Annotated in this window: 23 protein-coding genes, 1 tRNA gene and 1 pseudogene; 9 read left to right on the top strand and 16 right to left on the bottom strand. The window is 62.0% G+C overall.

Features of this window, described 5'->3' with window-relative positions; translation table 11 throughout:
• Window positions 1–10 precede the first annotated feature (10 nt).
• Both V1283_RS09030 and V1283_RS09025 read right to left on the bottom strand, forming a co-directional pair.
• On the bottom strand, window positions 11–2,731 hold the full coding sequence (locus V1283_RS09030) for a bifunctional diguanylate cyclase/phosphodiesterase (RefSeq protein ID WP_334386078.1): 2,721 nt from the start codon (window positions 2,729–2,731) through the stop codon (window positions 11–13).
• Window positions 2,732–2,824: 93 nt separating this feature from the next.
• Complete coding sequence (locus V1283_RS09025) at window positions 2,825–3,352, bottom strand: hypothetical protein (protein ID WP_334386077.1); 528 nt, start codon at window positions 3,350–3,352, stop codon at window positions 2,825–2,827.
• A gap of 322 nt (window positions 3,353–3,674) precedes the next feature.
• Here V1283_RS09025 and V1283_RS09020 point away from each other — a divergent pair, with 322 nt between their 5' ends.
• Window positions 3,675–4,238, top strand: a complete 564-nt coding sequence (locus V1283_RS09020; protein ID WP_334386076.1) for a phosphatase PAP2 family protein — start codon at window positions 3,675–3,677, stop codon at window positions 4,236–4,238.
• Window positions 4,239–4,311: 73 nt separating this feature from the next.
• On the opposite strand, the gene V1283_RS09015 is transcribed toward V1283_RS09020, so the two are convergent.
• The 3 genes from V1283_RS09015 to V1283_RS09005 form a co-directional block, all read right to left on the bottom strand.
• Window positions 4,312–4,803 (bottom strand): YciE/YciF ferroxidase family protein, encoded by a 492-nt coding sequence (locus V1283_RS09015; RefSeq protein ID WP_334386075.1) that lies wholly within the window; start codon window positions 4,801–4,803, stop codon window positions 4,312–4,314.
• Between the two features lie 72 nt (window positions 4,804–4,875).
• A complete protein-coding gene (locus tag V1283_RS09010; RefSeq protein WP_334386074.1) occupies window positions 4,876–5,328 on the bottom strand; it encodes a PPC domain-containing DNA-binding protein in 453 nt (150 codons plus the stop codon).
• Between the two features lie 117 nt (window positions 5,329–5,445).
• Window positions 5,446–5,772: a hypothetical protein gene (locus tag V1283_RS09005; RefSeq protein WP_334386073.1), complete on the bottom strand. Its 327-nt coding sequence runs from the start codon at window positions 5,770–5,772 to the stop codon at window positions 5,446–5,448.
• Window positions 5,773–5,973: 201 nt separating this feature from the next.
• On the opposite strand from V1283_RS09005, the gene V1283_RS09000 reads away from it, so the two are divergent.
• Complete coding sequence (locus V1283_RS09000) at window positions 5,974–7,812, top strand: alkaline phosphatase family protein (RefSeq protein ID WP_334386072.1); 1,839 nt, start codon at window positions 5,974–5,976, stop codon at window positions 7,810–7,812.
• Here V1283_RS09000 and V1283_RS44605 read toward each other — a convergent pair.
• The gene (locus V1283_RS44605) at window positions 7,703–9,145 is read right to left on the bottom strand and encodes an OpgC domain-containing protein (RefSeq protein ID WP_442895716.1); all 1,443 of its coding nucleotides are present in this window, start codon (window positions 9,143–9,145) and stop codon (window positions 7,703–7,705) included. The two genes, V1283_RS09000 and V1283_RS44605, sit on opposite strands and share 110 nt — an antisense overlap.
• A 49-nt stretch (window positions 9,146–9,194) precedes the next feature.
• Between V1283_RS44605 and V1283_RS08985 the strand changes: the two genes are divergently transcribed.
• Both V1283_RS08985 and V1283_RS08980 read left to right on the top strand, forming a co-directional pair.
• Window positions 9,195–9,401 carry a hypothetical protein gene (locus V1283_RS08985; RefSeq protein ID WP_334386071.1) on the top strand — a complete coding sequence of 69 codons (207 nt, stop codon included), beginning with the start codon at window positions 9,195–9,197 and terminating at the stop codon, window positions 9,399–9,401.
• A 6-nt stretch (window positions 9,402–9,407) separates the two neighbouring features.
• On the top strand, window positions 9,408–9,866 hold the full coding sequence (locus tag V1283_RS08980) for a hypothetical protein (RefSeq protein WP_334386070.1): 459 nt from the start codon (window positions 9,408–9,410) through the stop codon (window positions 9,864–9,866).
• A 1,198-nt stretch (window positions 9,867–11,064) separates the two neighbouring features.
• Here V1283_RS08980 and V1283_RS08975 read toward each other — a convergent pair.
• Window positions 11,065–11,652 carry a hypothetical protein gene (locus V1283_RS08975; protein ID WP_334386069.1) on the bottom strand — a complete coding sequence of 196 codons (588 nt, stop codon included), beginning with the start codon at window positions 11,650–11,652 and terminating at the stop codon, window positions 11,065–11,067.
• A gap of 371 nt (window positions 11,653–12,023) precedes the next feature.
• Between V1283_RS08975 and V1283_RS08970 the strand changes: the two genes are divergently transcribed.
• Entirely contained in the window at window positions 12,024–12,683 is a 660-nt protein-coding gene (locus V1283_RS08970; RefSeq protein ID WP_334386068.1) for a peroxiredoxin, read from the top strand.
• Window positions 12,684–12,795: 112 nt separating this feature from the next.
• On the opposite strand, the gene V1283_RS08965 is transcribed toward V1283_RS08970, so the two are convergent.
• From V1283_RS08965 to V1283_RS08950, 4 genes are all read right to left on the bottom strand, one after another.
• Window positions 12,796–13,197, bottom strand: coding sequence for a DUF2177 family protein (locus V1283_RS08965; protein WP_334386067.1), 402 nt, complete (start codon window positions 13,195–13,197; stop codon window positions 12,796–12,798).
• 113 nt (window positions 13,198–13,310) lie between these two features.
• The gene (locus V1283_RS08960) at window positions 13,311–15,047 is read right to left on the bottom strand and encodes a methyl-accepting chemotaxis protein (RefSeq protein WP_334386066.1); all 1,737 of its coding nucleotides are present in this window, start codon (window positions 15,045–15,047) and stop codon (window positions 13,311–13,313) included.
• A gap of 258 nt (window positions 15,048–15,305) precedes the next feature.
• Window positions 15,306–16,190, bottom strand: a complete 885-nt coding sequence (locus V1283_RS08955) for a DMT family transporter (protein ID WP_334386065.1) — start codon at window positions 16,188–16,190, stop codon at window positions 15,306–15,308.
• A gap of 288 nt (window positions 16,191–16,478) precedes the next feature.
• Window positions 16,479–16,925 carry a hypothetical protein gene (locus V1283_RS08950; protein WP_334386063.1) on the bottom strand — a complete coding sequence of 149 codons (447 nt, stop codon included), beginning with the start codon at window positions 16,923–16,925 and terminating at the stop codon, window positions 16,479–16,481.
• A gap of 233 nt (window positions 16,926–17,158) precedes the next feature.
• On the opposite strand from V1283_RS08950, the gene V1283_RS08945 reads away from it, so the two are divergent.
• The 3 genes from V1283_RS08945 to V1283_RS08935 all read left to right on the top strand — a co-directional run bounded on the left by V1283_RS08945 (window position 17,159) and on the right by V1283_RS08935 (window position 19,001).
• Entirely contained in the window at window positions 17,159–17,416 is a 258-nt protein-coding gene (locus V1283_RS08945) for a hypothetical protein (RefSeq protein WP_334386062.1), read from the top strand.
• 50 nt (window positions 17,417–17,466) lie between these two features.
• A tRNA-Arg gene (locus V1283_RS08940) sits at window positions 17,467–17,543 on the top strand.
• Between the two features lie 231 nt (window positions 17,544–17,774).
• Window positions 17,775–19,001: a tyrosine-type recombinase/integrase gene (locus tag V1283_RS08935; RefSeq protein WP_334386061.1), complete on the top strand. Its 1,227-nt coding sequence runs from the start codon at window positions 17,775–17,777 to the stop codon at window positions 18,999–19,001.
• Between the two features lie 33 nt (window positions 19,002–19,034).
• Here V1283_RS08935 and V1283_RS08930 read toward each other — a convergent pair whose 3' ends face one another.
• From V1283_RS08930 to V1283_RS08915, 5 genes and pseudogenes are all read right to left on the bottom strand, one after another.
• Window positions 19,035–19,226 (bottom strand): helix-turn-helix domain-containing protein, encoded by a 192-nt coding sequence (locus V1283_RS08930; protein ID WP_334386060.1) that lies wholly within the window; start codon window positions 19,224–19,226, stop codon window positions 19,035–19,037.
• A 451-nt stretch (window positions 19,227–19,677) separates the two neighbouring features.
• On the bottom strand, window positions 19,678–21,798 hold the full coding sequence (locus V1283_RS08925) for a DUF3363 domain-containing protein (protein ID WP_334386059.1): 2,121 nt from the start codon (window positions 21,796–21,798) through the stop codon (window positions 19,678–19,680).
• A gap of 654 nt (window positions 21,799–22,452) precedes the next feature.
• Window positions 22,453–22,695: a hypothetical protein gene (locus V1283_RS08920; protein WP_334386058.1), complete on the bottom strand. Its 243-nt coding sequence runs from the start codon at window positions 22,693–22,695 to the stop codon at window positions 22,453–22,455.
• Window positions 22,696–22,711: 16 nt separating this feature from the next.
• Window positions 22,712–22,870, bottom strand: a pseudogene (locus V1283_RS44600) (transposase); the annotation flags it as partial.
• 99 nt (window positions 22,871–22,969) lie between these two features.
• Window positions 22,970–23,500: an IS110 family transposase gene (locus V1283_RS08915; RefSeq protein ID WP_334386057.1), complete on the bottom strand. Its 531-nt coding sequence runs from the start codon at window positions 23,498–23,500 to the stop codon at window positions 22,970–22,972.
• A gap of 213 nt (window positions 23,501–23,713) precedes the next feature.
• Here V1283_RS08915 and V1283_RS08910 point away from each other — a divergent pair, with 213 nt between their 5' ends.
• Entirely contained in the window at window positions 23,714–24,001 is a 288-nt protein-coding gene (locus tag V1283_RS08910) for a hypothetical protein (protein WP_334386056.1), read from the top strand.
• Window positions 24,002–24,010 lie beyond the last annotated feature (9 nt).

The following is a 24,010-nucleotide window of genomic DNA, read 5'->3' as shown; positions in this document are numbered from 1 at the left end:
GTGTCCAGCCTTACGCCGCGGCCTCGACGCCGGCCTCCCCCGATGCCAGCAGCGCGCGGATTTCCTGCGCCGGGCGTGCCGCGCTGAACAGAAAACCCTGCATCTGGGTGCATCCGAGATTCTGCACGGTCTCGCGCTGCTGCAGGGTCTCGACGCCTTCCGCGGTCGTGACCATGTTGCGGTCGGCGGCGATGCTCACCACCGCGCGGATGATCGAGGCCGACGAGGAATTGCGCGTCACTTCCTTGACGAAGGAGCGGTCGACCTTGATCTTGTCGAACGGAAAACGCTGCAGATATTGCAGCGAGGAATAGCCGGTTCCGAAATCGTCGAGCGCGATGTGAACCCCGAGCGCGCGGAGCTGGTTCAGCGTCGCGAGCGCAGCATCATCGTCCGCGATCAGAACGGCTTCCGTGATCTCCAGCTCCAGCCGGCGCGGGTCGAGGCCGGTGTCGGAGAGAACAGCCGCGACTTTCAGCGACAGCGCTTCCGACCGGAATTGAATCGGCGAGACGTTGACGGCGATGCGGACATCGGCCGGCCAGCTCGCGGCTTCGGCGCAGGCGGTGCGCAACACCCACTGCCCGATCTCCTCGATCAGGCCGGTTTCCTCGGCGACCGGCACGAAGTCGGCCGGAGAGACCATGCCGCGCACCGGATGCCGCCAGCGCAACAGCGCTTCGCAGCCGGTGACGCGGTCGCTGCGCAGATCGACCTGCGGCTGATAGTGCAGTTCGAATGCGCCTAACGCCAGCGCCACGCGCAAATCCGCCTCCAGCTCGCGGCGATGATTGGCCTGCTGCTCCATCGCTGGATCGAAGAAGCGATAGGTTCTGCGGCCGGCCGCCTTCGCCGCATACATGGCGAGATCGGCGTTCTTCAAGAGATCGAACAGGTCCGTGCCGTCGCGCGGCGCGATCGCGATGCCGATGCTGGCGTCGCTGGAAAGCTGGTGGCCATGGCAGTCGAACGGGGTGCGCAGCGCCTGATAGATCCGCGCGACCAGCGCATGAACGTCCTCGCCACTCGCGATGCCGTCCTGAAGAATGGCGAATTCATCGCCGCCGAGGCGGGCGATAAAATCTTCCGGGCCGACCGACTGGCGCAACCGCTCCGCCACGCCCTTCAGGAACTCGTCGCCGATCAGATGGCCCAGCGTGTCGTTGATGCGCTTGAACTCGTCGATGTCGATATAGAGGATCGCGAACTGGCGCCCCTCGGTTTCCAGCAGCAACCCTTCCGCATGGTGCTGGAACAGCGTGCGGTTCGGCAGATTGGTCAGCGCGTCGTAATGGGCGAGATGCTCGATCCTGGCCTGGTCGCGCCGCCCTTCGGTGACGTCTTCCAGTGTCGTGGCCCAGCCGCCGTCCGGCGACCGCTTGTAGATCAGCCGGATCGTGCGCCCGTCCGGCGTCGAGGTCACGGTATCCTGAACCAGGCTGCCGCTGGGATCGAGAAACCGGGCGCAATAAGCGTCGGCGTCGCCGACAAACGAGCCGAGCTCCTGACGGTACAGGATCAGGTCGCGCAGATGGAGGCCGGGTTTGACCACGTCGGGCGAGAGCCCGAACATCTCGATATATTGCTGGTTGCAGATCACGAGGCGCCCTGACGAATCGAACAACAGCAAGCCCTGCGTCATGTTGTTGATGGCGGTGTCGAGATGCTGGCTCTTCTCCGAAAGCTTGCGCTGGGCTGCGGCATGCTGGCTGCGCAACTGGCGCACGATCAGGAAGACCATGCCGATGACGACGACGATCGCCAGCGCGGCCGCAAAGAATTGCAGCCTGGTCTGCGCCCGCCAGTCGGCGAGTGCGGTCTCGGTCCTGGTGGTCGCGACGATGAGGATCGGAAAGTGCATCAGCGACTTGACGGCGCCGACCTTGTCTTCCGACGATCTCGCGCTGGTGAAGCGTCCCGAAACATTGCCGTCGAGCGCCAGCACGCGCTGAAACGCTTCCGTATTGGCGACGTTGTTGCCGATCAGCGAATAGTCCTTGGGATAGCGGGCGATGATGGTGCCGTCGCGGTGAATCATCGAAATCGCGGTGTCGCTGTCCAGCGCCAGCGATGCGACGAAATCCTCGAAGTGGGAAGGTTCAACGCCGCGGACGGCAAAGCCGATGATCTCGCCCTGGCGGCCGGTGATCTTTCGCGCAAAGACCGTGGTCCAGACCTTGGTCACCCGGCTCACGACCGGCTCGACGATCACGTCGGGCGCAGGCTTGCCTGACATGAACTCCTGGAAGTAGCGCCGGTCGGTGATGGTCTTGTCGGCCACCGGCCACATCTCGGACGAATTGATCAGCCGGCCCTTGGCGCTCCAGAGATTCAGGGCGCCGACATGCGGCAACACCGAAAGCTTCGCGCGCAGCATTTCGTGCGCGCTCAACGTCGACATCTTGCTTTCGAAGTCGTCGGCGGTGTGGACCCCGTCCGCCCGCATACTGGTCACGACATCTTCCTGGACGTGCTGGAGGTCCAGCAATTGCTGGTCGAAATGCCGCGACAGCAGGAGCGCGCTGTTGCTGAGTTCGCGTTCGGCGACATCCAGCGCCCGCTCGCGGTATTGCATGGCGAAATAGCCGGTGCCGAGCATGATCGCGATCACGAGCGCCGCCGCACTCAGGATCAGCCACTGGATGGCTCCCAGCCTGATCCGCCACGGCATGCCCGCAGCGAACAGCGGCTGGCTCTCCGCGATGATTTCTTGCGATGAATTATTCAGCACTTCCGCTGCCCCCACAGGCGCTTGTTGTAGGGGAACACAACCCAAAAGGGCGTTAGCAAAGTGAGTTATCGCGAGGTTAAAGCGGCGGCGGAATCAGGCGGATTCCGCTAGTTCAGCTTCCTTGAGGCTGCATTCGATCAGCGCCCCGCCGATGGTAAACTCCGAGAACGGCGACAGCTCGGTCGCGGCCAGCAGCGGCGCGAAGAACTGCGAATCCCCGGGGCTCTTCAGAAAGAAGCGGATGTGGCTGGCGGCCATCGTGTCTCTCGACAGCCATACGATGCCGGAGAACAGCGCCACCATCATCTGGGCGTATTGGCCGGCGTCCGCGATCCCCAGTTCGTAGATCGGCGACACCAGGATGAAGCGCGCACGCAGGATGGGGTTCGGAAACTTGCTCATCATCAGGCGGCTGACCTGGCAGGCCGCATGAATCCGCTCGCCGTCGGAAAGGCAGTACAGGCTGGGGTGGTCGCCGTCCTTGGTCAGGCTGTCATAGGCCGTAAAGCTTCCCGTCGAAAAGGTCGAAAAGTCCTCGCCGACGCTTTCAGCGTCCTTCTTCCATTGGCCCTTGATCGACCGCCAGGACCTGTCCGGCTCTTTCATCGGCAGAAGGCGCATGACTAACCAGAGGTTAATGCAAAACTTGATGCCAGTATCTTACGAGCAGCGGCTAAACGTTTGCTTACGGTTCCCTCGGCCGCGCAAATATTTGTTTGACCTCGTAAAACTACTACCCAGGTGAGCGTTCTGCCGGGGCGCTTCCTCGCAATGCCGGGTCGGTGAAACGCCCGGACGAAGCGACGACAGGAACGATCAGGCCCGGTCCGGGTTTTCCCACATCGGCGTTCCTTCCCCCGCAGCGTCGAACTCGAGCCCCGCCGAAATCCCTTTGAGACGGGTTGGCGGGGTTCTTTTATTCCGGTTGCGACAAGGGCGGACGATGGCGCTGTTTCGGATAAGGCCAACCCGGGCGGACATCGAAATCGCGGAGCGGATTGCGGACCACACCCGTCCGGAAATCGAACAAATCGCGGAGATCCTCACCTGGGGCGCCGACGAGCATGTCATTTGCGCGCTCGCCGCAGGCTGGTGGCTCTACTGCCGGCATCGCGGCGCGCAGGAACGCACCAACAGCAACCATGTCCTGCTCACGACGGTCGCCATTACGCTGCTGCCGCATCTCCTGAAGTCGATCTTCGACCAAAGACGTCCCGACCGTGAGATGGTCCGCGCACACCTTCACGGTGTGCCGTTTTCGGGAAAGCCGCTCGACGCCTTTCCATCCGGCCATGCCATCCATGTCGGCGCGCTGGCGTCGGCCGCTGCGGAGCTGCCGCCGGCGAAGCGCAACCTGGCCTGGTCGATCGGTGCGGGCCTCGTCCTGACGAGGATCGTTCTGCTGGCGCACTGGACCAGCGACGTGATCGCCGGCCTCGCGATCGGCGCTGCGGTCGAGCGGCTGCTCAGGCGTTGGACGGGTTTCGGATTGTCGCGCCCGGAATAGTCGAAGCTTGCGGTGTCGCCGTGCAAGCAGGACCGGCGGCGCTCGCTACAGCGCCGTCGGCCGGCTTTCGGTCTTACGCCGCGGCCTCGTAGTTGACTGCGGTTTCCGCGATCTTGGTCAGGGTTTCGTCGGTCTTCTTCTCTTCGGCCAGGGTCTGGTCGATCAGCTTCACGGCTTGCGGGTTGTTAAGCTTGGCCGCCCAGGCTTTCAGGGTGCCGTAGCGCGAAATCTCGTAATGCTCGACCGCTTGAGCCGCCGCCAGCAAACCGGCGTCGAGCGCGGGGGTGTCGGCATACTCCTCCATGATCTCCTTGCCTTCATCGAGAATGCCCTCGATGGCATCGCACTTCTTGCCGCGCGCGGCCTTGCCGAGCAGCTCGAAGACCTGTTCCAGGCGCTCGACCTGTCCCTCGGTCTCGTCATGGTGCTTTTCGAACGCTGCCCGCAGCTTGTCCGAATTGGCGGCCTTCGCCATTTTCGGCAACGCCTTCAGGATCTGCTTTTCGGCGTAGTAGATGTCCTTGAGCGTATCGAGAAACAGTTCGTTGAGGTCCTTTTCAGCCATGTCGTCCTCCATTGTTGGCAGGCGAACAACATGGGATTGAACGGAATGGTTCCTAAAGCTGCACGCGACGCTTCAGTCGCGCGCCGTCGCAAGATCGATCAGCGCAATCCCGAGGTCCGCCCGCTTCTTTCGTCGAAGCGTCGCCGGGACTTCGGTCAACACCACTTCGAGCGTCGGCCTCACCATGCCTGCCAGCAGGTGGCCGCCGCGGGTCGAGCCGTCGGCCAGCCCAAGCACGATGTGGACATGAAGGCTGGGCTTACCGTCATCGCCGACGGCTATGTCCCCGATCGCACTGAGAACCTCGCATTGCTCATTGACCTCGATCTTGCGGTAGCTCTTCGAATCAATGTCGAACCAGCCGACGGTTGCCCGCTCGAAGGCGCCGATCGCCGTCAGCGAGGCCGCTGATATCCCCGATTCATTGGCGAAGCGGGTAAGCGCTGCAAACGCCTCCTCACCCTGATCCAGAACGATGACGTGAAGGCGTGCCTCCGCGTCGGCGGCGATATGCTTGCTCTTCATGGGTGACCTCGCTTTGCGGTCAAGCCGCGCTGCGTCTGCTGTGCATGCCGGACTTAATGGAGAGGCGGCTCACCGGCCGCCTCTTTTCTTGTCTGCGGAGCTAATTCGTATCCACAGTCACACAGCTGACGGCGCGCGCTTCGGGGCAGCAGCCCCCTCCTTCTTTCCCTTTTTTCCCGGCGGGTCGCCGCCGCGATCCACCCTGCTCACCCGCTGGGCGCGCTCCTTGTCCCGCGGCTGCTCTTGTCCACGCTCGTCGCGGACGATGCCCTGGTCGTGACGATCGTCGTGGTGGCGATCGTGGTCTTGGCGACCAGCGGTTGATTCCGGCTCGGTCGCCTGACGTTGCTGCTCCCTGGCTTCCTCCATCAATAGCTCGTCGCCGAGCATTTGCCCGATGATCTGTTTGGTCTGGGCTTCGGCCTTCTGTTGGAACTTGCTCATGGCTGGCCTCCTGCAAGGAGAACGGCGCCGGGGCACCGATGTTTCCTCCAATAGGGCCTAAACCTTTGACCGAACGCGGCAGCATGTGCCCGGTCGCCGCTCTTGAGGCCGGTTCCGCACAATGTAACAATCCTGTCGCAGAGCGAAACTAAACGGGAGCGACGGCGGATCGCCGGAACTGCTGCCTGTGGGGAGAACCTGATGCGCCGCACCATCGTATTGCTGTCCGCCAGCTTGATCGCACTTGTCGCAGGCTCAGCGTCCGCGCAAAACGCCACCCCGCGTAACCTGATCCTGTTCGTGCCTGATGGTTTGCGCGGGCGCATCGTGACGCCGCAAACCGCGCCTGCGATGGCCGAGGTGCGGGACAAGGGCGTCCATTTCAAGAACTCGCATTCGCTGTTCCCGACCTTCACCATGGCGAACGGTTCGGCGATGGCCAGCGGCCATTACCTCGGCGATACCGGCACCTTCAGCAACACGATCTACACCGGCTATACTTCCGTGCCGGCCGGCGACACGGTCGTTCCCTTCATCGAAAACGACGCAGTACTCGGCGACGTCGACGAGCACTTCAACGGCGACTATCTCAACGAAGAAACCATTCTGAAGATGGCCCGCGCGCAGGGCTTCTCGACCGCCGCGATCGGCAAGCTCGGCCCGACCTATCTTTTCGACCATACCGACGGTGGCAAGAATACCATCGTGATCGACGATTCCACCGGTGGCAAGAATGGCGTGCCGCTGTCCGACGAAATGAAGGACGCGCTGACCAAGGCCGGGCTCCCTTTGGTGACGACCCCGCGCGGGGAAAACAGCAAGGCCGGTGACGCCAAGACACCGGGCACCACGACGGCGAATGTCGCGCAGCAGGCCTACATGGCCGACGTCGCGGCCAAGGTCGTGCTGCCGATGTTCAAGGCGCGCAACAAGCCGTTCGTGCTGGTGTTCTGGTCGCGCGATCCCGACGGCAGCCAGCACAACACCGGCGACAGCCTCAACACCATTACCCCAGGGATCAACGGGCCGACCTCGATGGCCGGCATCAAGAATGCCGACGGCAACCTCGCGCAACTGCGCAAGGCGCTGGACGAACTCGGCCTCGCCGCCTCGACCAATGTTATCGTTTCCTCCGATCATGGCTTCTCGACGATCTCGAAGGAAAGCAAGACCAGCCCCTCGGCAAAGATGTCCTACGACGACACGCCGAAGGATTTCCTCCCGATGGGCTTCCTGGCGATCGACCTTGCGAAGGCGCTGAACCTGCCGCTGCACGATCCCAACAACAAGAATGCGCCCGTGGCCGACAATGCCCATCCCAAGGCCGGCAACGGTGTGCTGGGAAAGGACCCGACGAAACCCGATCTGGTAATCGCAACCAATGGCGGATCTGACCTGATCTACATTCCCAGCAAGGAACGCAAGCTCGCGGACCGCACCATCAAGGCCCTGCTCGAACAGGATTACGTCAGCGGCATCTTCGTTGATGACGAGTTCGGGAGTTTCCCGGGCACGCTGCCGATGTCGCGGCTCGGCCTCAAGGGCAAGGCGGTGACGCCGCACCCGTCGATCGTGGTCAATTTCCGCTCCTGGTCGTCCGGCTGCGAAGAACCGACCAATTGCTCGGTGCAGATTGCCGACACCGTGCTGCGCCAGGGCCAGGGCATGCATGGCAGCTTCAGCCGCGGCGACACACTGAACTTCACGGCGGCGATCGGGCCTGATTTCAAATCGGGGTATGTTGACGCCCTGCCCGTCAGCAATGCCGACGTCGGCGCTACGGCTGCGAAGATCATGGGGCTGACGCAAAAAGCCAAGGGCAAGCTGATCGGCCGCGTCATGACCGAAGCCATGCCCAACGGCGCAACGCCGACAGCCCATGCCGGTACCGTGACGTCAAAACCGTCAGCGAACGGGCTGCGCACTGTGCTCAACTTCCAGCGCGTCGGCTCGCAACGCTATTTCGACGCGGCGGGCTTTCCCGGCCGCACGCTCGGGCTGGAAGCGGAAGGCGGCAAGCAGAAAACGGCGGGGAAATAGCCGCGACCCGGGCAGACGCCGACGATCGGCGCGTAGCCCGGCTGCGCGTAGCGGACATCCGGGATATCTTCACCAACGGCATTCCGCATGTCGCGGAGCCTGTCATCACTGCGCGAGCGCAATTGCGCTCGTCGCCGGGCGCGCATTCGCGCGACCCGCTGGCTGATGCGGGCCCACGCTTGCCAGGAAATATTATGATTGATGCCTGGGTTTGATGTCGATCAAGCTCAGCAGTGTTGCGGTCGCGATCATCGCCCCAATCCCACCGAGACTCAGTACTATCTGCATCGCAAGCCCGTCCGAGATGCCGAGCAGCGCCATGCGGCTGGCGAACGCCAGCAGAACGCCGACGCAATAGATTGGGAGCGAGTTCTGGCCACAGCAGATCGCGCCGCGCATCACTGGCGTCTTTAGCCAACGCCAATCGCGAGGCACCAACCATGCCGCCAAAACCGCTATGGCCAAAAAATGCAGCAGTCGCAGTGGGGTCGAGATTTGATTTGTCCAATGGATATATCAGCAGCGATAGCGCCTGCGGGATTAGTGCATCCAGCGGCTTGATGTGCGGGCTCAATACGATGACCAGGCTGAGGAGCAGATACAGCACGGCAAGTGCGCGCGCCGTACGTGACGTCACCCACGGTCGGACGCTCCTGTCCTCGATCATCCACCATGCGCCAAGCACAACGAGCAGCTGCCAGGCCAGCGGATTGAAGGCCCAGTGGCCGTTCGGCCCCGGGATGGTCCAGCCGAAGACATGCACCAGCGCATAAAGCGTCAGCGAGGCGCCAAGCGTCACGTTCGGTACGCGCAGCAGCAACCACAGCAGCGGCGCGAACGAGAGGTGAAGAAGCACGAAGATCGGCAACACGTCGGTATTCACCGGACGGTATAGCAGAACCGCCGCCTGCGCGAGCTTCTCGCCCGGATGGTCCAACAAAATGCGCGTATTGCTCTCGTCGGCGAGACGGCCGCCTCCTGCAAGGTGAACCAGGATGACGCAGCCGAGCGTGAGCAGCAGAAATGCGACATAAATGTCCCAGCTTCGCCGCAGCGTCCGGCGGACCACTCCGGTCCAGCCCTCGAAGCGCAATGCCTTGCCGTAGGCCAGCGCGCAGGTTACGCCCGAGACGAACATGAATACTTCGGCGGCATCGCTGAAGCCGTAGTTCCGCAGCGTCAGCCAGCTTCCGATGTTGTTTGGGACGTGGTCAAGGAAGATGAACCACAGCGCGATGCCTCGGCAGGCATCTATTCGCAAGTCGCGGGCCTGGCCTTTCAGCTCCGGTGGCTTGCCGAACGTTAGCTTGGCGGTGGCGGTTCGATCGTGCATCTGGGTTACCCCAAGCCGGCAAGATGGGCCTGCCGCTGGAGGTCCCGATGTGAGCTCGCTCACCTTCGGAGATTTATTTTTGCGCTGTCACTTTGAGGCGAATCTGCGCGCCAACGTTGAGCTTGGTCGACTTCGCAGTGATCAGTTGAGCCACGCGATTTCGACTCGCACGCTCGGGCTTGATGTGGAAGGTGGAGAACAGAAAACGGCGAGAGATAACCCCGCCGCATGTATTGGATCATCCGATGAGCCATAGCCCCTTGTGGATGTCGAATTTCACCAGGCCTTCGTCGCGCATTTTCAGAAGCAGGGATTGGCAGGCTTCCTCATTCGGGAGATTGGCACGCCGCATGAGTTGATAGGCCTTGAGCGGCTTCTCGCGAAGCGCATTCAGGATATTTTCGCGATCTTTCAGCACAACTGCTCCTGCAATCCAGAACTGGCGTTCATGATGAACGGCTCAGGCCATGATCAGTTTGATCTGGCCGTCTTCAAGGTTTCCCGCCGCGAGCGCGTCGCGTGCCATCTTTTCGATAACAGACCAATTTGCGAGAAGATATTTTTGGGCCAACGCCTTCGTCGGCAGTTCGGTTTGCAGAATGCAGCTCTGCCGCACGTTCCCATTCGCGATCTGGAAGGATACCGCTTGCGGCCCTTCGACGATCTCTTGTTCGGTGGGTTTGGCAGCTATCCGCATCCGCTATCCTTTGTGAACGCCTGACCAACCTGTCAGGATCGGCATCGACCGCCAGATCTTGATACGGTTGTAGAGCTTTTCGAATGAACGGCAAGCGGCCGGTTAGGACTGATCGTCCTCGGCCTCTGCGGAGCGTTTCGGCCTGTGATCCGCGATCGGCTGCGTGTTGCGGACCGCTTCGGCCAGCATGAGGCGCAACTCATCCTTTGTCATCGGTGGTTGCCGCGTAGTCGACGATTTCCATTGTGCCATGGAAATCTATATGGGGATGCCGAAGCCCAAATTAAACCCCCTGAGGCCAGGAACCTTATTCCAGGCAACCCAGCTTGTAGGGCGGGCCAAGGCGCGTAACGACGTGCCCATCATCAAGCGCGTAGCCCGGGTGAGCGCAGCGACACCCGGGATCGCTATCCCCGCATATCGCTGCGCTCATGCGGGCTACAATTCCGCTGGGTCCTGCGGACTGATTTGCTTCGGACGCAAGCGCAACTTCATGCGGTGGCCTACGACCAATTGGCACGACGGGCAAATCAGTAAAAACCTGTCTAGCTCTTTGCGCAAAAATATTCCGCTTTCGTTCTCACCCAAATCAACCCCATAACTCCTCCCGTCTCGCGGCAGATGAGGGGCGTTGGCCATCGTCACGAACGTGCGGTGAGATGCGATGGACGCGAATGGCGCGATAGACGTACGCGCCTTAAGCGTACGGCGAAGTCGTGTGGTCCTGACGCCGCGGTGCTGGCGCTAAGTTTCACGAGTTTGTCTCGTGGAGCGACGGTGGCAAGAAAGCCGTTCACCGGGGAGAGCACGAAGTAAGCCGTAAAGCCATTGCGCAGGGAAGGCCGGAATGCTCCCGCTGCCCTGTATGCTCGTGTGCACTTTTGTTTGCGCAAATCGCACGCGAGACCGCGGGTGCAGCAAGCACCCGGTCTTCCCTGCGCCCTCAGTTTTTAAAGAGGGCAAAAGAAGATGCAAACTTCGGGCGACCAGCGCTGCGAGAACGCCAAACTGTATCCACGTCATTGCGAGCGCAGCGAAGCAATCCACCTCTCCACTTGCGGCGCTATGGATTGCTTCGCTGCGCTCGCAATGACGTGGTAGGCCGCGGCGTACTGGATACCCCGCTTTCGCGGAGTATGACAGCGGAGGACAACGCAGGACCATTCAAACAAAAACGGCGGGAATGACCCCGCCGTCCTCAGATCAGTGATCGCAGATGAACCTACAGCATTCCCATATCCAGCATGCCCGGCAGTTGCGCGAGTGGCAGCGCTGCGGCGCCGATCAGGGTTGCGACCAGCGCCGCGAGGCGGTGGTTGATGCGGCGCTTGCCGCGCATCTGACTGGCAAGCCATTCCAGCACCTTGGTATCGATCTTGGCGGCCTGCGTCGGCGCCCAGCTCTCGATGTCGGTATCGGGCGACAGCGCCACCGTGCGCGGCGGCACCGGCAGGCCGGACTCGGACGCGGCATGATGGGCGACCGCCTTGGCGAGGAGATCGTCGAAACGCCCATCGTCGGTACGCTCGGCGGCGGCGTCGCTGATTTCAAACAGCGCCTCGACTTCGGCGCGGCTCACCGGCTGATGTTCGACCGCGCTGACGGTCAGGAAGCGCGCGCACCAGGCGGCGTCGTCGGCATCGAGCGCGCGGGAAAAATGGATACGGCCCTTCGTGGTGGGCCCCTCGCCGGTGATCACGCCATCACGCACAATGGTGAGCGCGTGGGCTGCGGTCTGGCGGCAGGACGGTTGCGGGACGTCAGACGTATCAGTGGACGTTTCAGTAGTCTTGGCAGTCGGGGCAGGCATAGTTGCACTTCTCGATTTCTTTTTCAGGTCCAGCATTTCCATACGGGGCATGAACGAGCGGTTAACGATTCGAAACTGGCATTTCGAGATTTTTAGATGGTTGCCGATTGGTCGCTGTGACATCGGTCACGGTTCAGGGCCACAGCGGGGGCGTGATGAGGACCATAAAAGGCGATATCGGGGCAACCCCGGACAATTGCGGCAATCGGTTCTTTTCGCCGCAGGCGCGCAGATCACAAGAAGATGCTAGGAGTTCCGCACTTGCGGAGAAGGATTTCACCTTTTACGTGAAGCGGTTCCTTTAATCATCGCCCGGGACTATAATCACCAGGACGAATTCCCCTGTAACTAGAATAAGATGAGGTCGTATCATGGCACTCCAGATTGGCGCAGTCGCCCCTGATTTCGAAGCCCAGACCACCGAGGGAAAGATCAAATTCCACGACTGGATCGGCAATAGCTGGGCGCTTTTGTTCTCGCACCCAAAGGACTTCACGCCGGTTTGCACCACCGAACTCGGCGCTCTCGCAAAGTTGAAGCCGGAATTCGACAAGCGCGGGGTCAAGCTGATGGGTTTGAGCGTCGATCCCGTCGACAGGCACGCAAAATGGTCCGAGGACATCAAGGAGACGCAAGGCGCGGCGCCGAACTACCCGATGATCGGCGACACTGATTTCAACGTCTCCAAGCTCTACGACATGTTGCCGGCCTCAACGTCGGGCGATCCGCTGACGCGCACGCCTGCCGACAACCAGACCGTCCGCAACGTCTTCATCATCGGGCCGGACAAGAAGATCAAGCTGGTGTTGGTTTATCCGATGACCACGGGCCGCAATTTCGCGGAAATCCTGCGCGTGATCGACTCCCTGCAGATGACCGCCAAGCATCGCGTCGCGACGCCTGCCGACTGGAAACAGGGCGAGGACGTCATCATCGCGGGCTCCGTCAGCGATGACGAGGCGAAGACGATCTATCCGGCCGGCTGGAAGGCGCCGAAGCCCTATATCCGCATGGTGCCGCAGCCGAAGTGACGGTTGCGATTGCTGTGCAATCGAAACCGTCATCCCGGGATGGTGCGTTAGCACCAGACCCGGGATCTCGAGATTCCGGGTTCGGTGCTTCGCACCGCCCCGGAATGACGGGTTAAGTCTTCGCCACCACCCAATTCGCCACGAGCAATCCGGCGGTCGACGAGACCGCCGTCACGAACGCGCCCCACGCGACGTCGACGATCGCGACCGGCCAGCTCCAGTGCTTGAGCAGCGCCAGCGAGGTCAGGTCGAAGGTCGCGTAGCAAAACAAGCCGAACAGCGCGCCATAGAGCAGCGTCGATTGCCAGGTCGCCCCTGCCCCGCCGCTGACGAAGATCACGACGCCGACGACATAGAGCAGATAGAACAGGATCGCGGGCGCGAGCTTGATCTCGCCCAGCATGTCGCCGACCTGCGAGGTGAAAAAGTCCTTGGCGACGATGCCAAGGAACAGAAAATCAAGCGGGATGATGACGAGCAACGTCACCAGATAGAGCGCGGCGTATCGGTTCACGGAAGCCCTCCAGCCCGGGAAACGAGCGGCAATCATTCGCAGAATAGAGAAACTACGAATCCGAAGGCTTCCGGTTTCACCGGCGGCAGGGCTCCGCCGCCGTGACGTTCCGCTCAGGCGGCGCGGACGCGATCGAGGAATTTTTCGACCTCGGCCTTCAAATGCAGGCTCTCGCTCGACAGATTCTGCGCGGACGCAAACATCCGGCTCGATGTCTCGCCGGTTTCGTCGGCGCCTTGAGCCGCGTTGCGGATGTTGGCCGCGACATCGGCCGTGCCGCTGGCAGCGGCGCGAACGCTCTGGGCGATGTTCTGGGTGGCGCCGCGCTGCTGCTCGACCGCCGCCGAGATCGAGGTGGCGATATCGCTGATGCGTTCGATGGTCTGGCCGATCGCCTTGATCGCGCTGACCGACTCTTCGGTCGCAAGCTGCATGTTGCCGATCTGGCTGGAAATCTCCTCGGTCGCCTTGGCGGTCTGGCCCGCGAGGCTCTTGACCTCCTGCGCCACCACGGCAAAGCCGCGGCCGGCGTCGCCTGCCCGCGCCGCCTCGATGGTGGCGTTAAGCGCCAGCAAGTTGGTCTGCTCGGCAATCGAGGTGATCAATTTCACCACGTCGCCGATCCGCGCGCCCGCTTCGGACAATTCGTTGATGCGCTGGTCGGTGGCGGCCGCCTGCTTGACGGCGTCGGCCGCGATCCCGTTCGATTCCTGAACCCGGCGGGTGATTTCCGCGATCGAGCTCGAGAGTTCGTCGGAGGCGGTCGCCGCGGTGCGGACATGCTCGGAGGCGGTTTCCGAGGCGCCCGCCGACTTGCCGGAGAGCCCGGCGGTGGTCCGCGCGGTCTCGGTGAGCTGCCGCGCGACGCGCTCGAATTCGCTGGAGGAGTTCAAAACCTTGTCGAGGATGCTGCCGACGCTGGTCTGGAATTCGTCGACGAAGCCCCGCAGTTCCGCCTTGCGCTGATCGGCGGCGGCAACGGCGGTCGCGGTCTGCTCCTCGCGCAACCGGCGGCGTTCGGCCGAGTTGTTCTTGAAGACTGCGAGGGTACGCGCAATCTCGCCGATCTCGTCCATGCGGTCGTCGCAGTCGATCTCGACATCGGCGTTGCCGTTCGCGATCGCGGTGAGCGAGGTCGTAACCGACCTCAGCGGCTTGGTCACTTGGCGCACGAGCAGCATGGTCAGCAGCATCACGAGAAGTGCGGCGACGACCGCGGCGATGGCCATATTCCGAATGGCTTCCGCAAGCATGCTCTCGTAATGCGCCATCGGAATGCCGACATAAATAATACCGATGACCTTGCCGGCCGGATTCATGACCGGATAGTACGCCGTCATGAAGGTCTTGCCGAACAGCGTCGCCGGCCCCTTGTACGCCTCGCCGCGGCGCAGGACCGCCTGTCCCGGGTGGTCGGGAGCGAGCTGGGTGCCGACGGCGCGGTCGCCGTTCTCCTTCTTCACATTGGTGGTGCGGCGGACGAACTGGTTGCTGGCCTCGTCATAGACGAACAGCGTCGCGTTGCCGCCGGTATAGCCCACGGCGCGATCGACGATCGCGTGGTCCTTGAACTCGGGCATCTTGGGAATTTCGGCACGGGCGACGGCCCCATCCTTGATCGTGATCTTGGCGTCGCTGTAGGTCTCGGCGAACGCCAGGCTCAGCGTGCGCAGGTTGACTTCGATGTCCCGCAGCGCCCGGTCGCCGAATTCCGAGGTCAGCGACCAATGGGCAGCTCCCACAACCAGCGCGGTATTTACGGCAATCAGGAATATGGCGCCGATAACGGCCTTGGTGCCGAGCCGGAGTTTCAGCGCCGGCAGGAACTTTCCAATCGATCGCGTAGCCATAACGAGAAATCCCCCAAAATCGGGCCCAATCTGCCCCGTTTTGCTTACGATCGCCTTAATAGGTGCAACCCTTGGCAAAGTCAGAGGAATTCGATTGAACCTATGCGCGTATCGCCGCCTTCGTTTGGCACCCGCGATGACCTCCGCATTTCCCACCCTTCCGCCGAGCATATATCCGCCCAGGTGCGCGCATCGGTTGCGTGCATCTATGCGTTCTACGAGAGAGCACCGAGCTTTCGGTTGCGCGCACGCACTCCATCAGCTCTTTGCAGGCGCGTTGCGATTGACCAGCAGCACGGCGGCGGCGCACGCGATCATGCCGGCAATCGCGACGGCATCGAGCCGCTCGTCGAACAACACGAAGGCCATCAGCGAGGTCACGGCCGGCACCAGATAGAACAGGCTCGCCACCGACGTCGCGGCCTGGTGCCGGATCAGCCAGTACAGCAGGCCGATCGAGCCGATCGACAACGCCACTGCGAGCCAGGCCAGGGCGAGAATGAATTCGGTGGTCCAATGCACCACGCGCGCTTCGAACAGGAAAGCACCGATCGTAAAGAACACGGTCACCGCGACATATTGCACGAGGTTGCCGCTGCGCCAGTCGATGCGACTGCAATAGCGCCGCTGGTAGAGCGTGCCGAGCGTGATACTGACCAGCGATATCGCAGACGCAATCCAGCCCCAGCCGGCCTGCCCGCTCATCGGCCGGTCGTGCAGGATCAGCGCAACGCCGGCAAGCCCGGTCAGCAGCCCGCCCCATTGCATCGCGGTCACGCGCTCGCCGAGCCAGCGGTTCGCGATAGTGGACGTCAGGATCGGCTGCAAACCGGGGATCAGCGCCGAAAGGCCCGCAGGAATGGACAGCGAGATCGCGACCGCCGTGCCGCCGAGATAGATTCCATGCACCAGAATGCCAGCGACGGCGCTGTGCCCGATCTCGACGCGGTTCGGCCATGCCGGCCGGGTGATGGCGCAGATGATGGCCATCAGCATCACCACAATGGCCATGCGGATCGCCAGATACGTCAAGGGATCGGCATTGTTGACGACATACTTGGTGCCGATGAACCCGGTGCTCCACAGCAGGACGAAAATCGCGGGCGCCGCGCGGGCGGCGAATTTGTCGAAGTTCTGGGTCATTGCCGCCCGTGTTGCCCGATCATATGCTGTGCGGCAAGGACCGATCGCGCGGTGAAAACCTGCGCGATTTCACATATCGAAGCTTGCTATCAAAAATCTCAAACGAGGAACGCCATGGACGTTCGTGCCGCCATCGCCGGCGCTGCTGGGATTGCGTCGCCGCCTGAGCGGCGGGCTATAGCGTTTTCGAGCGAGGTGGGTACCGGTTCGCGTGAAGAAAACGGGTCAAAGAAAAGAAGCTAGAGCTTCGGTTCTGATCCATTCAGAACTGACAATGCTTGAGTGCGATCACCACTCTTCCGGACAGGCATCGACGATTCTCCAGAGCTCGCCGCCGTTCTTGATCTTCTTCATCTCGGTGGTGAGCCCGCCATTGCGGCGGATCCAATCCTTCACGGTATCAGGATAATAGGACATGAGATCCGACGTCCCTTCCGAACTCGTGACCTTGATGCCGAAAGTGAAGGCCTTGTCATAATAGGCCTGGTGGAAACCGATGCTCGCCTTCGGCGTGACGCAGATCTTGTTCATCGGTACGATGCCGAACACCAGCGTGCAGGCCGAGTTGCAGATGCCGTCGATGATGACGCGTTCCTTGCGGTCGCGGATGCGCTTGTACTTGGCCTTGTACTCCTCGACATATCCGCCGTGATCGCGCGTAATATGCAGGTCGGCGCGCGCTGGCGTCGCGACCAGAACCGAGAGGGACAGCAGGGCAAGGGACGTGATGCGCATGGGTCGGTCGGGAACCGCATAGTCTTGTTCAGATGGAGAAAATCGGACCGTAAAGTCAGGACCAGACAGCAGAACTCTGGCCGGACTGTGTTCAGATTTGGTTAAGCATCCCTTGAGGCCGCAAATTGGCGCGTTGTGATGCTTTTCCGCAGCTTTTCTGCCCGTTTCGCGTAAAATGAGCCCCCAGACCCGCCAAAAAGGGCTAGTTTTGGATGGAATTCCGGAGAATCGAAATGACCAAAGCGAAGTTCTTGATTGCCGCCGCCCTGCTGTCCGCCGCGACCTTGGCCCCTGGTCTGGCCGACGCCCGCCACAATCGTCATCACCTGCCCAATTGGGGTCTGCCCTACCCGATCAGCTACCTGCACAATTACGGCCCCGGACTGCAGCCCGGCACCTTCGCCTATTATGATGGCCCCTCCACCGTCCTCTGCCGCCAGGGCGCCGCCGCCTATATCGGCCAGGACCGCCGCCGGCACCCCTGCTTCTGAGATTCGCGGCTGGCCCTGCCGGGCCAAGTCTGATAATCGGCAAACCGCACGCGCTCGTAGCTCAGCTGGATAGAGCATCGGATTTCGATTCCGAGGGTCGGGAGTTCGAATCTCTCCGAGCGCGCCAGGCCCGTCTTCACCCCGTTTCATCCACCATCGCCTGCCGTCACCAGACCAGTACACAAGGCATTGGAAAATAAGGCTTTCCTTTGTCGCCGGAGGTCGCCAGCCGTCGCCGGCCGTCGTCGGCCAACCTCCGCCAGACTGCCCCTTTAACTGTCCCTCGATCTGAGTTAGAATCTCCCCTATATCTAAAAACGCGGTCCCCTGGCGAGGGGCGCGGGAGTTCGAATCCCCTATGCAGCTCAGAACTGAAAAGCCGGTGATCACCGCAAAGAACTATCTTTCCGTTGGCCCCGGCGAATACCCCTGCGGCAACAACCTTTATCTGGTCGTCACGCCAAGTGGCGGCCGTCGCTGGGCGTTCCGCTACCAGCGCAACGGCGTCGTAAAAAAGATGGGTCTCGGCTCGGCCAAGGCGGCTGGCCTTAAGCTCTCCGAGGCCAAGGACAAGGCGATTGACGCCTTGCGACATCTCGCCAAGGGAACTGATCCAAGAGAGCACCGTAACGACGAGAAGCGCCGCGCCCAAGGATCGCGCCTGTTCGGCGAGTTCGCCGAGGAATGGCGGCAGACCTATGAGGCCGGCTTGAAACACAAGGCTGCGCGCAACAAGCTCAAGCGCATCGTGCAAGTTATCTGCAAGCAGTTGCACAAGCTGCGGCTCGACGAGATCGAGACCGAGCACATCATTGCCGTTCTGCGCAAGGTCTGGCATCAGCGCGAGATCTCGCGCGACACGCGCCAACGGATCAAGAAGATTCTGGACGCAGCCATAGCGCTGAACTTGCGACCGAAACACAACCCAGCCGATTGGGACAGCCGACTGAAGCCAATCATGCCGAAGCAGCGGAAGCGCGGCTCTATACGTGGCGGCCACAAGGCCATGGAATACCATGATCTGCCCGCGTTCATGCAAAAGCTCGCCGCCAATTCCGATCAAAGCGCCCGGGCGCTTGAAGTCGCCATCCTCACATTCGCGCGAACTATCGAGGTGCAGAACATGCGCTGGTCGCAGCTCGATCTAGAAGGCGGGCTTTGGGATTTGGGCACCCTTGATACCAAGAATGAACGGCCCAAGCGCACACCGCTGCCCCGACAAACGTTGGCCTATCTGCGCGATACCTATGAGGGCCGCGTGAGCGAAGAGTTCGTGTTCCCGGGTCGCAGCCTGACCAAGCCGATCTCCAACATGACGATGCTCAAGCATTTGAAGCAGATCACCGGGGACGAAACCCTGACGGTGCACGGCTTCCGCACCACGTTCCGGACCTGGGCGCAGGAGGAAACCGACTTTGAGGAGGAGATTGTCGAGCATTGCCTGCACCACATCACAGGCGATGATGCCGAAAAGGCCTACAAGCGCGGCGAGGCTCTAAGAAAGCGGCGCGTCGTGATGCAGGCATTCGCCGACTTTGCGACGCGGTCACCGAACAATAAGGTGACGCCGATGAGGGCCGCCTGAGAGTTCAGGCTGTCCATCTGAAGGGCGGGCATATCATCTCTTGTCGGGCAGATTTTCCAAGAAGGACGCCAGATCGGAGCGCGTGATGATGGTGCGTGTGCCGTACTTGCGAATTCGCAAGTGTCCTTCCCTGATCGCCTTGTAGATCGACGTTTGGCCGAGCGAAGAAAGTGTTGCAGCCTCCGGAACGGTGAGGCCGAGCTTTTCCATCGTAGGTCGGAGCATCGACGATTCGCCGTTTGGCATCCTCATAGGTCTTGAACCGCTTGCGGTGCCCCGCTCTCCCCAATCCACCACGGTCTGATTGCTCGCTGCGCCAGTTGACCTTCATCGAAGACATGCGGACTCAGTTGCTAGGGCCGACGCGAGTGTTCGGCAACATCCGAAAATCGGTCGGCGCAATTTCGGACGCAATTGCGCACAATTTGGATGGTGTATGCAGACTGAGCGTGGTTTCGATCATCGCTCCCTCCACCCGACGCCAGCGGACACGCCGGGCCCGTGTAAGGATGAGGAAGCGCTCCGTTTCCCATCAGCCTTACCTGCCTGACAAGCCCCTGCCGGGCCGCGACAGCCCGTCAAGGCCGCGAGCCGCGAAGCGGGGGCGCGAAACGCGCCAGCCTTGACGGGATGACGCTGGTCCGGCCCCGCTTGGGCTCAAGCCGTGCTCTTCCGCTTACAACCCCAGTCCGCGCTTTCTGCCGAAGCTCCATTCAATGTCGCCGCCGTTGCGCATGAGGCCGGAAATGTGCTGCCCGATGCGCTTGTCGAGCACGGGCTGCCACGGTACGAGGCTGAAGCCGAGACCGCCATCGCCGCTCAGGGTTTCGAGCATGGCGAACCGGCCGCTGGATAGCTGGATCGATCCGACGAGTTGGCCACCTATGGAGTTGCCGGCAGCAGCGGGCCGCCATGGCAATCCGCGTTCGGCGGCGAGCGCCTTGCCGGTCCGTTCGATGTCGGCGGCCTCAAGCCGCTGGATCAGATTCTTGGGCGCGCGGACATGGCCGTTGCCGAGATCCTTGACGTAACCCATGTTTGCGAGCGCTTGTTTGCGCTTCTCCAGCGCTGCCTTCACCTCCTGCCCGAACCCCTCACCGGCGAGCGCGACGCGCTGGCGGGAAACCAGCTCGCGATCGAGCCAGGTCGCTCCGTCTTGGTCGATCTGCTGGTCGAGGCCGGTGGAAGACAGGACGCTTATTCGGATGTTCGCGCGGTCCCGCGCCAGATCGTAGGCTTGGCCGCGCTCGGGAAGATCGGCAGGGACGCGCCAGTGATCCGCATCGATCCGCTCGGCATGGCCGGCCCGGCGCAGCGCCTCCAGGCGGCGGACGTGGGATCGAACGAAGGCCTCGGGGTCGCCGCCGATGCGATCGATGGCAGTTCTCGCCCGCTCCAGATGCTCGGACGGTCGGTAGATGCCTCCTTGATCTGCAATATCCATGATGTTGCGGTCTGCGGCGCGAGGACCGGGAGGGGCGGAGCCGGCCGCGACGATCATGCCTCGACCGACCTCCTCGGCGCGGGCGGCATCCATCTCGATATGATGCACACGCCCGTCTGCCCCATCGATCACCAACCGGACCCGCTCGCCGATCTCGTCGCCGCCGAGCCCCTTGTCCAACACCCGGCCGACGATGCGTTCGGTCGCGTTCTCGCGGTGCAGGATATAGCGCGCGGGGTGTCTATCCCCCGCCAGGCCCTCTCGCTCCAGCGCCCGGTGCATGGTCTTGATGATGTCGCCGCGCTCGCCAAGCTCGCGCAGCGCCGGCTCGGCTTTGGGCGACACGATCCATTGGCCAGTCTCGACCTCGGTAGCCAACCCCAAGCGCTCCAGCTTGCGCGCCCGCTCGATCAGCAGGGCACGGTTCTGGCGGAACGTGTCCCGCATATCCCGGTCGGGGCGCAGGTTGGTAAACTCCTTCCCCAGCTGCTCGGCGATCAGCATCCGGTCGAGCCGGGTGAAGCGATCGGCATCCACCTCCCGCTCAAGCTGCTTGGTTACCTCAGGCTCGGTCTGCCGGCCCAGCTCCCGCGTGAATATCTCGCTGGCGCGCTCGCGAATACCGTAGGCGATATAGTCGCCGGCGATGTTGAGGATCTTGCCGTCGTCGGTGACGCCGCGCACCAGGATGTGGGTGTGCGGGTGGCCGGTATTGTGGTGGTCGACCGCGATCCAGTCGAGTTTCGTCCCGAGGTCGGCTTCCATCTGCTTCATCAGATCGCGTGTGGTCTCGCGCGGGTCCGACAATTCCACGCCGTCCTCAGCCGAGACGATGAAGCGGAATTGGTGGCGATCATCGCGGCCTCGGTCGAGGAAAGCGCGACCATCCTCCACATCGCGCTCGCCTGAATAGGCCTGGCCCTTTTCGCCGTCACGGGTCACGCCGTCGCGTTCGAGATAGCGGAGATGCGCGTCGACCGCTTTGGCGCTGACGAAACCTCGCCCCCTCATCGCTCCCCGCTGCGGGTTGAGCTTTACGACCCGGGCCTTCACCGCCACGCGCCGGGCTCGCGTGCGCACCCCGCTTGCGTCCCGGCTCCACGCGCTCCGATCCTTCAGCGTCAGCGCTGTCGCAGCGCCCCGGCCCCGCGCATTGAACCGGCCCCCTCTCTTCCCGGCCCCGGCCAGGCGGTCGGGGTGGCCGCCGGCCCGACGGATGGCCTGTTGGACCTCGCCGAGAAAGCTCGTCGGGTGTCGGCGCACCCTGCCAGGCCGGCGCACATGGGTGGACAGACCACCACGATCCCGGACCTTGCCGGGACGGATGCGAAAGTCGTCTTCGTTGCTCGCCATGGGACGACGATCGGGGGTCGAAAAACACCGAGCAAGCACCGAATGCTCTCGTCGCATGGGAGCGCAGACATACGTGCATCGGCGTAAACACTGCGGTTTCTCAATCCCCGCACATTACGGGCGATGGCGCGTGGATCATTGCAAACAAAAGAGAAAGTGTCAGCGGCGCCCCCGACACACCTTACCGCACAGGAGCGAGCTCGACAAAACCAATGTGCAGACAGAAACTTAGGAACGAAGTTCTGGCAGCGAGGAATCTCGCTTTATCTTGCCGTCTTAGTCGGGCGTGCAAAGTCAACTCCCTCCTACGCTTTTTTGCGACTTCTCTAAACAAGCAGCGCTCCTTATCTCGCTGCTTCGATTGCGAGCAGCGTTCGCCACCAGCACGGTCGCGACTTGCATTCTCCAGGCGGGGTCCATCCGTTCCTTCGCGTTCAGCACTTGGCTTGTCGCATGCTCTTCATCAGGTTCATAAACAGGGCTGTCCAAGCAATCCGGCGCTCTCCTCCCTGAAGGGCGGCAGCAGGCAAGAGATAGCGGACATTCCCCGTTTCGCGGCCCCGCCAAGGGGCGCTCACCGCGCTCTCTAATCGTTGCTCCTCCTCAACATGCTGGGTGCAATGCCAGCGCTCATCCGTCGTGATCCCGCAGCAATTACTGCGCAGGCTTCAATCGCAGTCGCTGCGTGACCTTGGTACCGAAGCCGACATGGAAGTCGGTTTCGCTGACCCACATTCGATGCAGGATGCCCGCGAGCTTGCGCGCGACCGCGACGATCGCGCACAGCACGCTCGACCGTTTGGCGATCCGCAGGCCCCAGGCCCGCAATGCCGACCATTTCCTGACCCGCAGCAACAGGGCTTGCGGCCGCCTCGCATAGCGCCTCCCGAACGGCAACGTCGCCCTGCTTGCTGATGCGGCCCTCATAGTCGATCGACGTTCCAGACTGGTGTCGCCTCGGCGTCAGGCCAAAATGCGCTCCGACCGTTCGAGATCGCGCAAAGCGTCTGGGATCATCTACCCCCACTTTGAACGAAAGTGCTACAACGGGACCGACGCCAGGCACCGTCATCAAACGACGGCAGACCGCGTCATGCTGAATCACCTGAAGAAGCACGCGATGCAATCTTTCGTAGCCGTCGAAGATCGCCCGCCGCACGTCCAGCAGGCCTCAATCATGACAGAAAATACCGGATCGCTGTTCTCGAGGAGCTCCGGACGCGTGCTTCGTAGCCCCGCGACCAACGCCTCCCATCAGCAACCCATACGCTCGCAGCGTGCCGCGAACGTGATTCTCGACGTCGATCAGCTTGCGCTTGAGGAGTTTCCTGTTGGCCAGAAGTGAGCGCATCTTCTGCATGTCGATGTTCTTGACATGAACCGCGCGGTACCGGCCCAATCGTATCATCTGTGCGATGCCGCGAGCATTATTCTGATCGGTCTTGTTGCGCATCGTCGACAACGAAACACGAATATGACGGGCTTCAACAAAAATGATCGGGACGCCGGCTGGCTGCAGTTCGCGGTACAGCCAGATGCCCGGCGGCGACGACGCTTCGACGCCCAAGCGATCGAGGCGATCCGCGGAGCCCTCAAGAGCGCAGCGGATCGCCTCCGGCTCCGTGCTGACCTTGACCTCGCGAACCGTCACACCCTCGCTGTCGACGATACAAAGACTGGTTTCCTCAAGACCGACGTCCAATCCAACGTAAAGTTTCATCGGAGCTCTCCTTTGTGCCAACGACCACCTAAGTCGTTGCACCAGGCTCCGGATTCGGCCACGGTTCGCTTGCGCCAGGAAACGCCGGAACGACAGGGCAAGAAGGTGCAGTCGAAGCGACGCAAGATGGCTCCGCGCTAAAGCTACAGCGTGCGCACGGACAGCAAACCGATTGCTCTTCGGGCGTTCTGGGACATGCATATCGAAGCGTTGGACTGGAGCGGCATGGGGCATGCCGAATATGCCGCGGCGCTCGGTCTGTCGCCCCTTGCGTTGCGCATTTGGCGTGATCGCCTCGAAGAATCCGGCGAGGAAATGGACTGGCGATCGCGGCTTCATCCGAATGCCCGGGCTCAATTAAGCAGCGCTGCTAATTGTGCGCGGCGCAAATACCGCTTGACAGAGCATGCGGTGAACGGGCGGTCAAACCGGCGCCGCTTCAGCGACGAGCAAAAGCGGGCGCCGCGTCAGACCTGCATCTAAAGAGCGAGC

Origin of the sequence: Bradyrhizobium sp. AZCC 2262, assembly GCF_036924535.1 — a bacterium.
Taxonomy (GTDB): Bacteria; Pseudomonadota; Alphaproteobacteria; order Rhizobiales; family Xanthobacteraceae; genus Bradyrhizobium.
The sequence above is the reverse complement of the archived record's forward strand: the minus strand, read 5'-3'. Positions and strand labels throughout refer to the sequence as shown.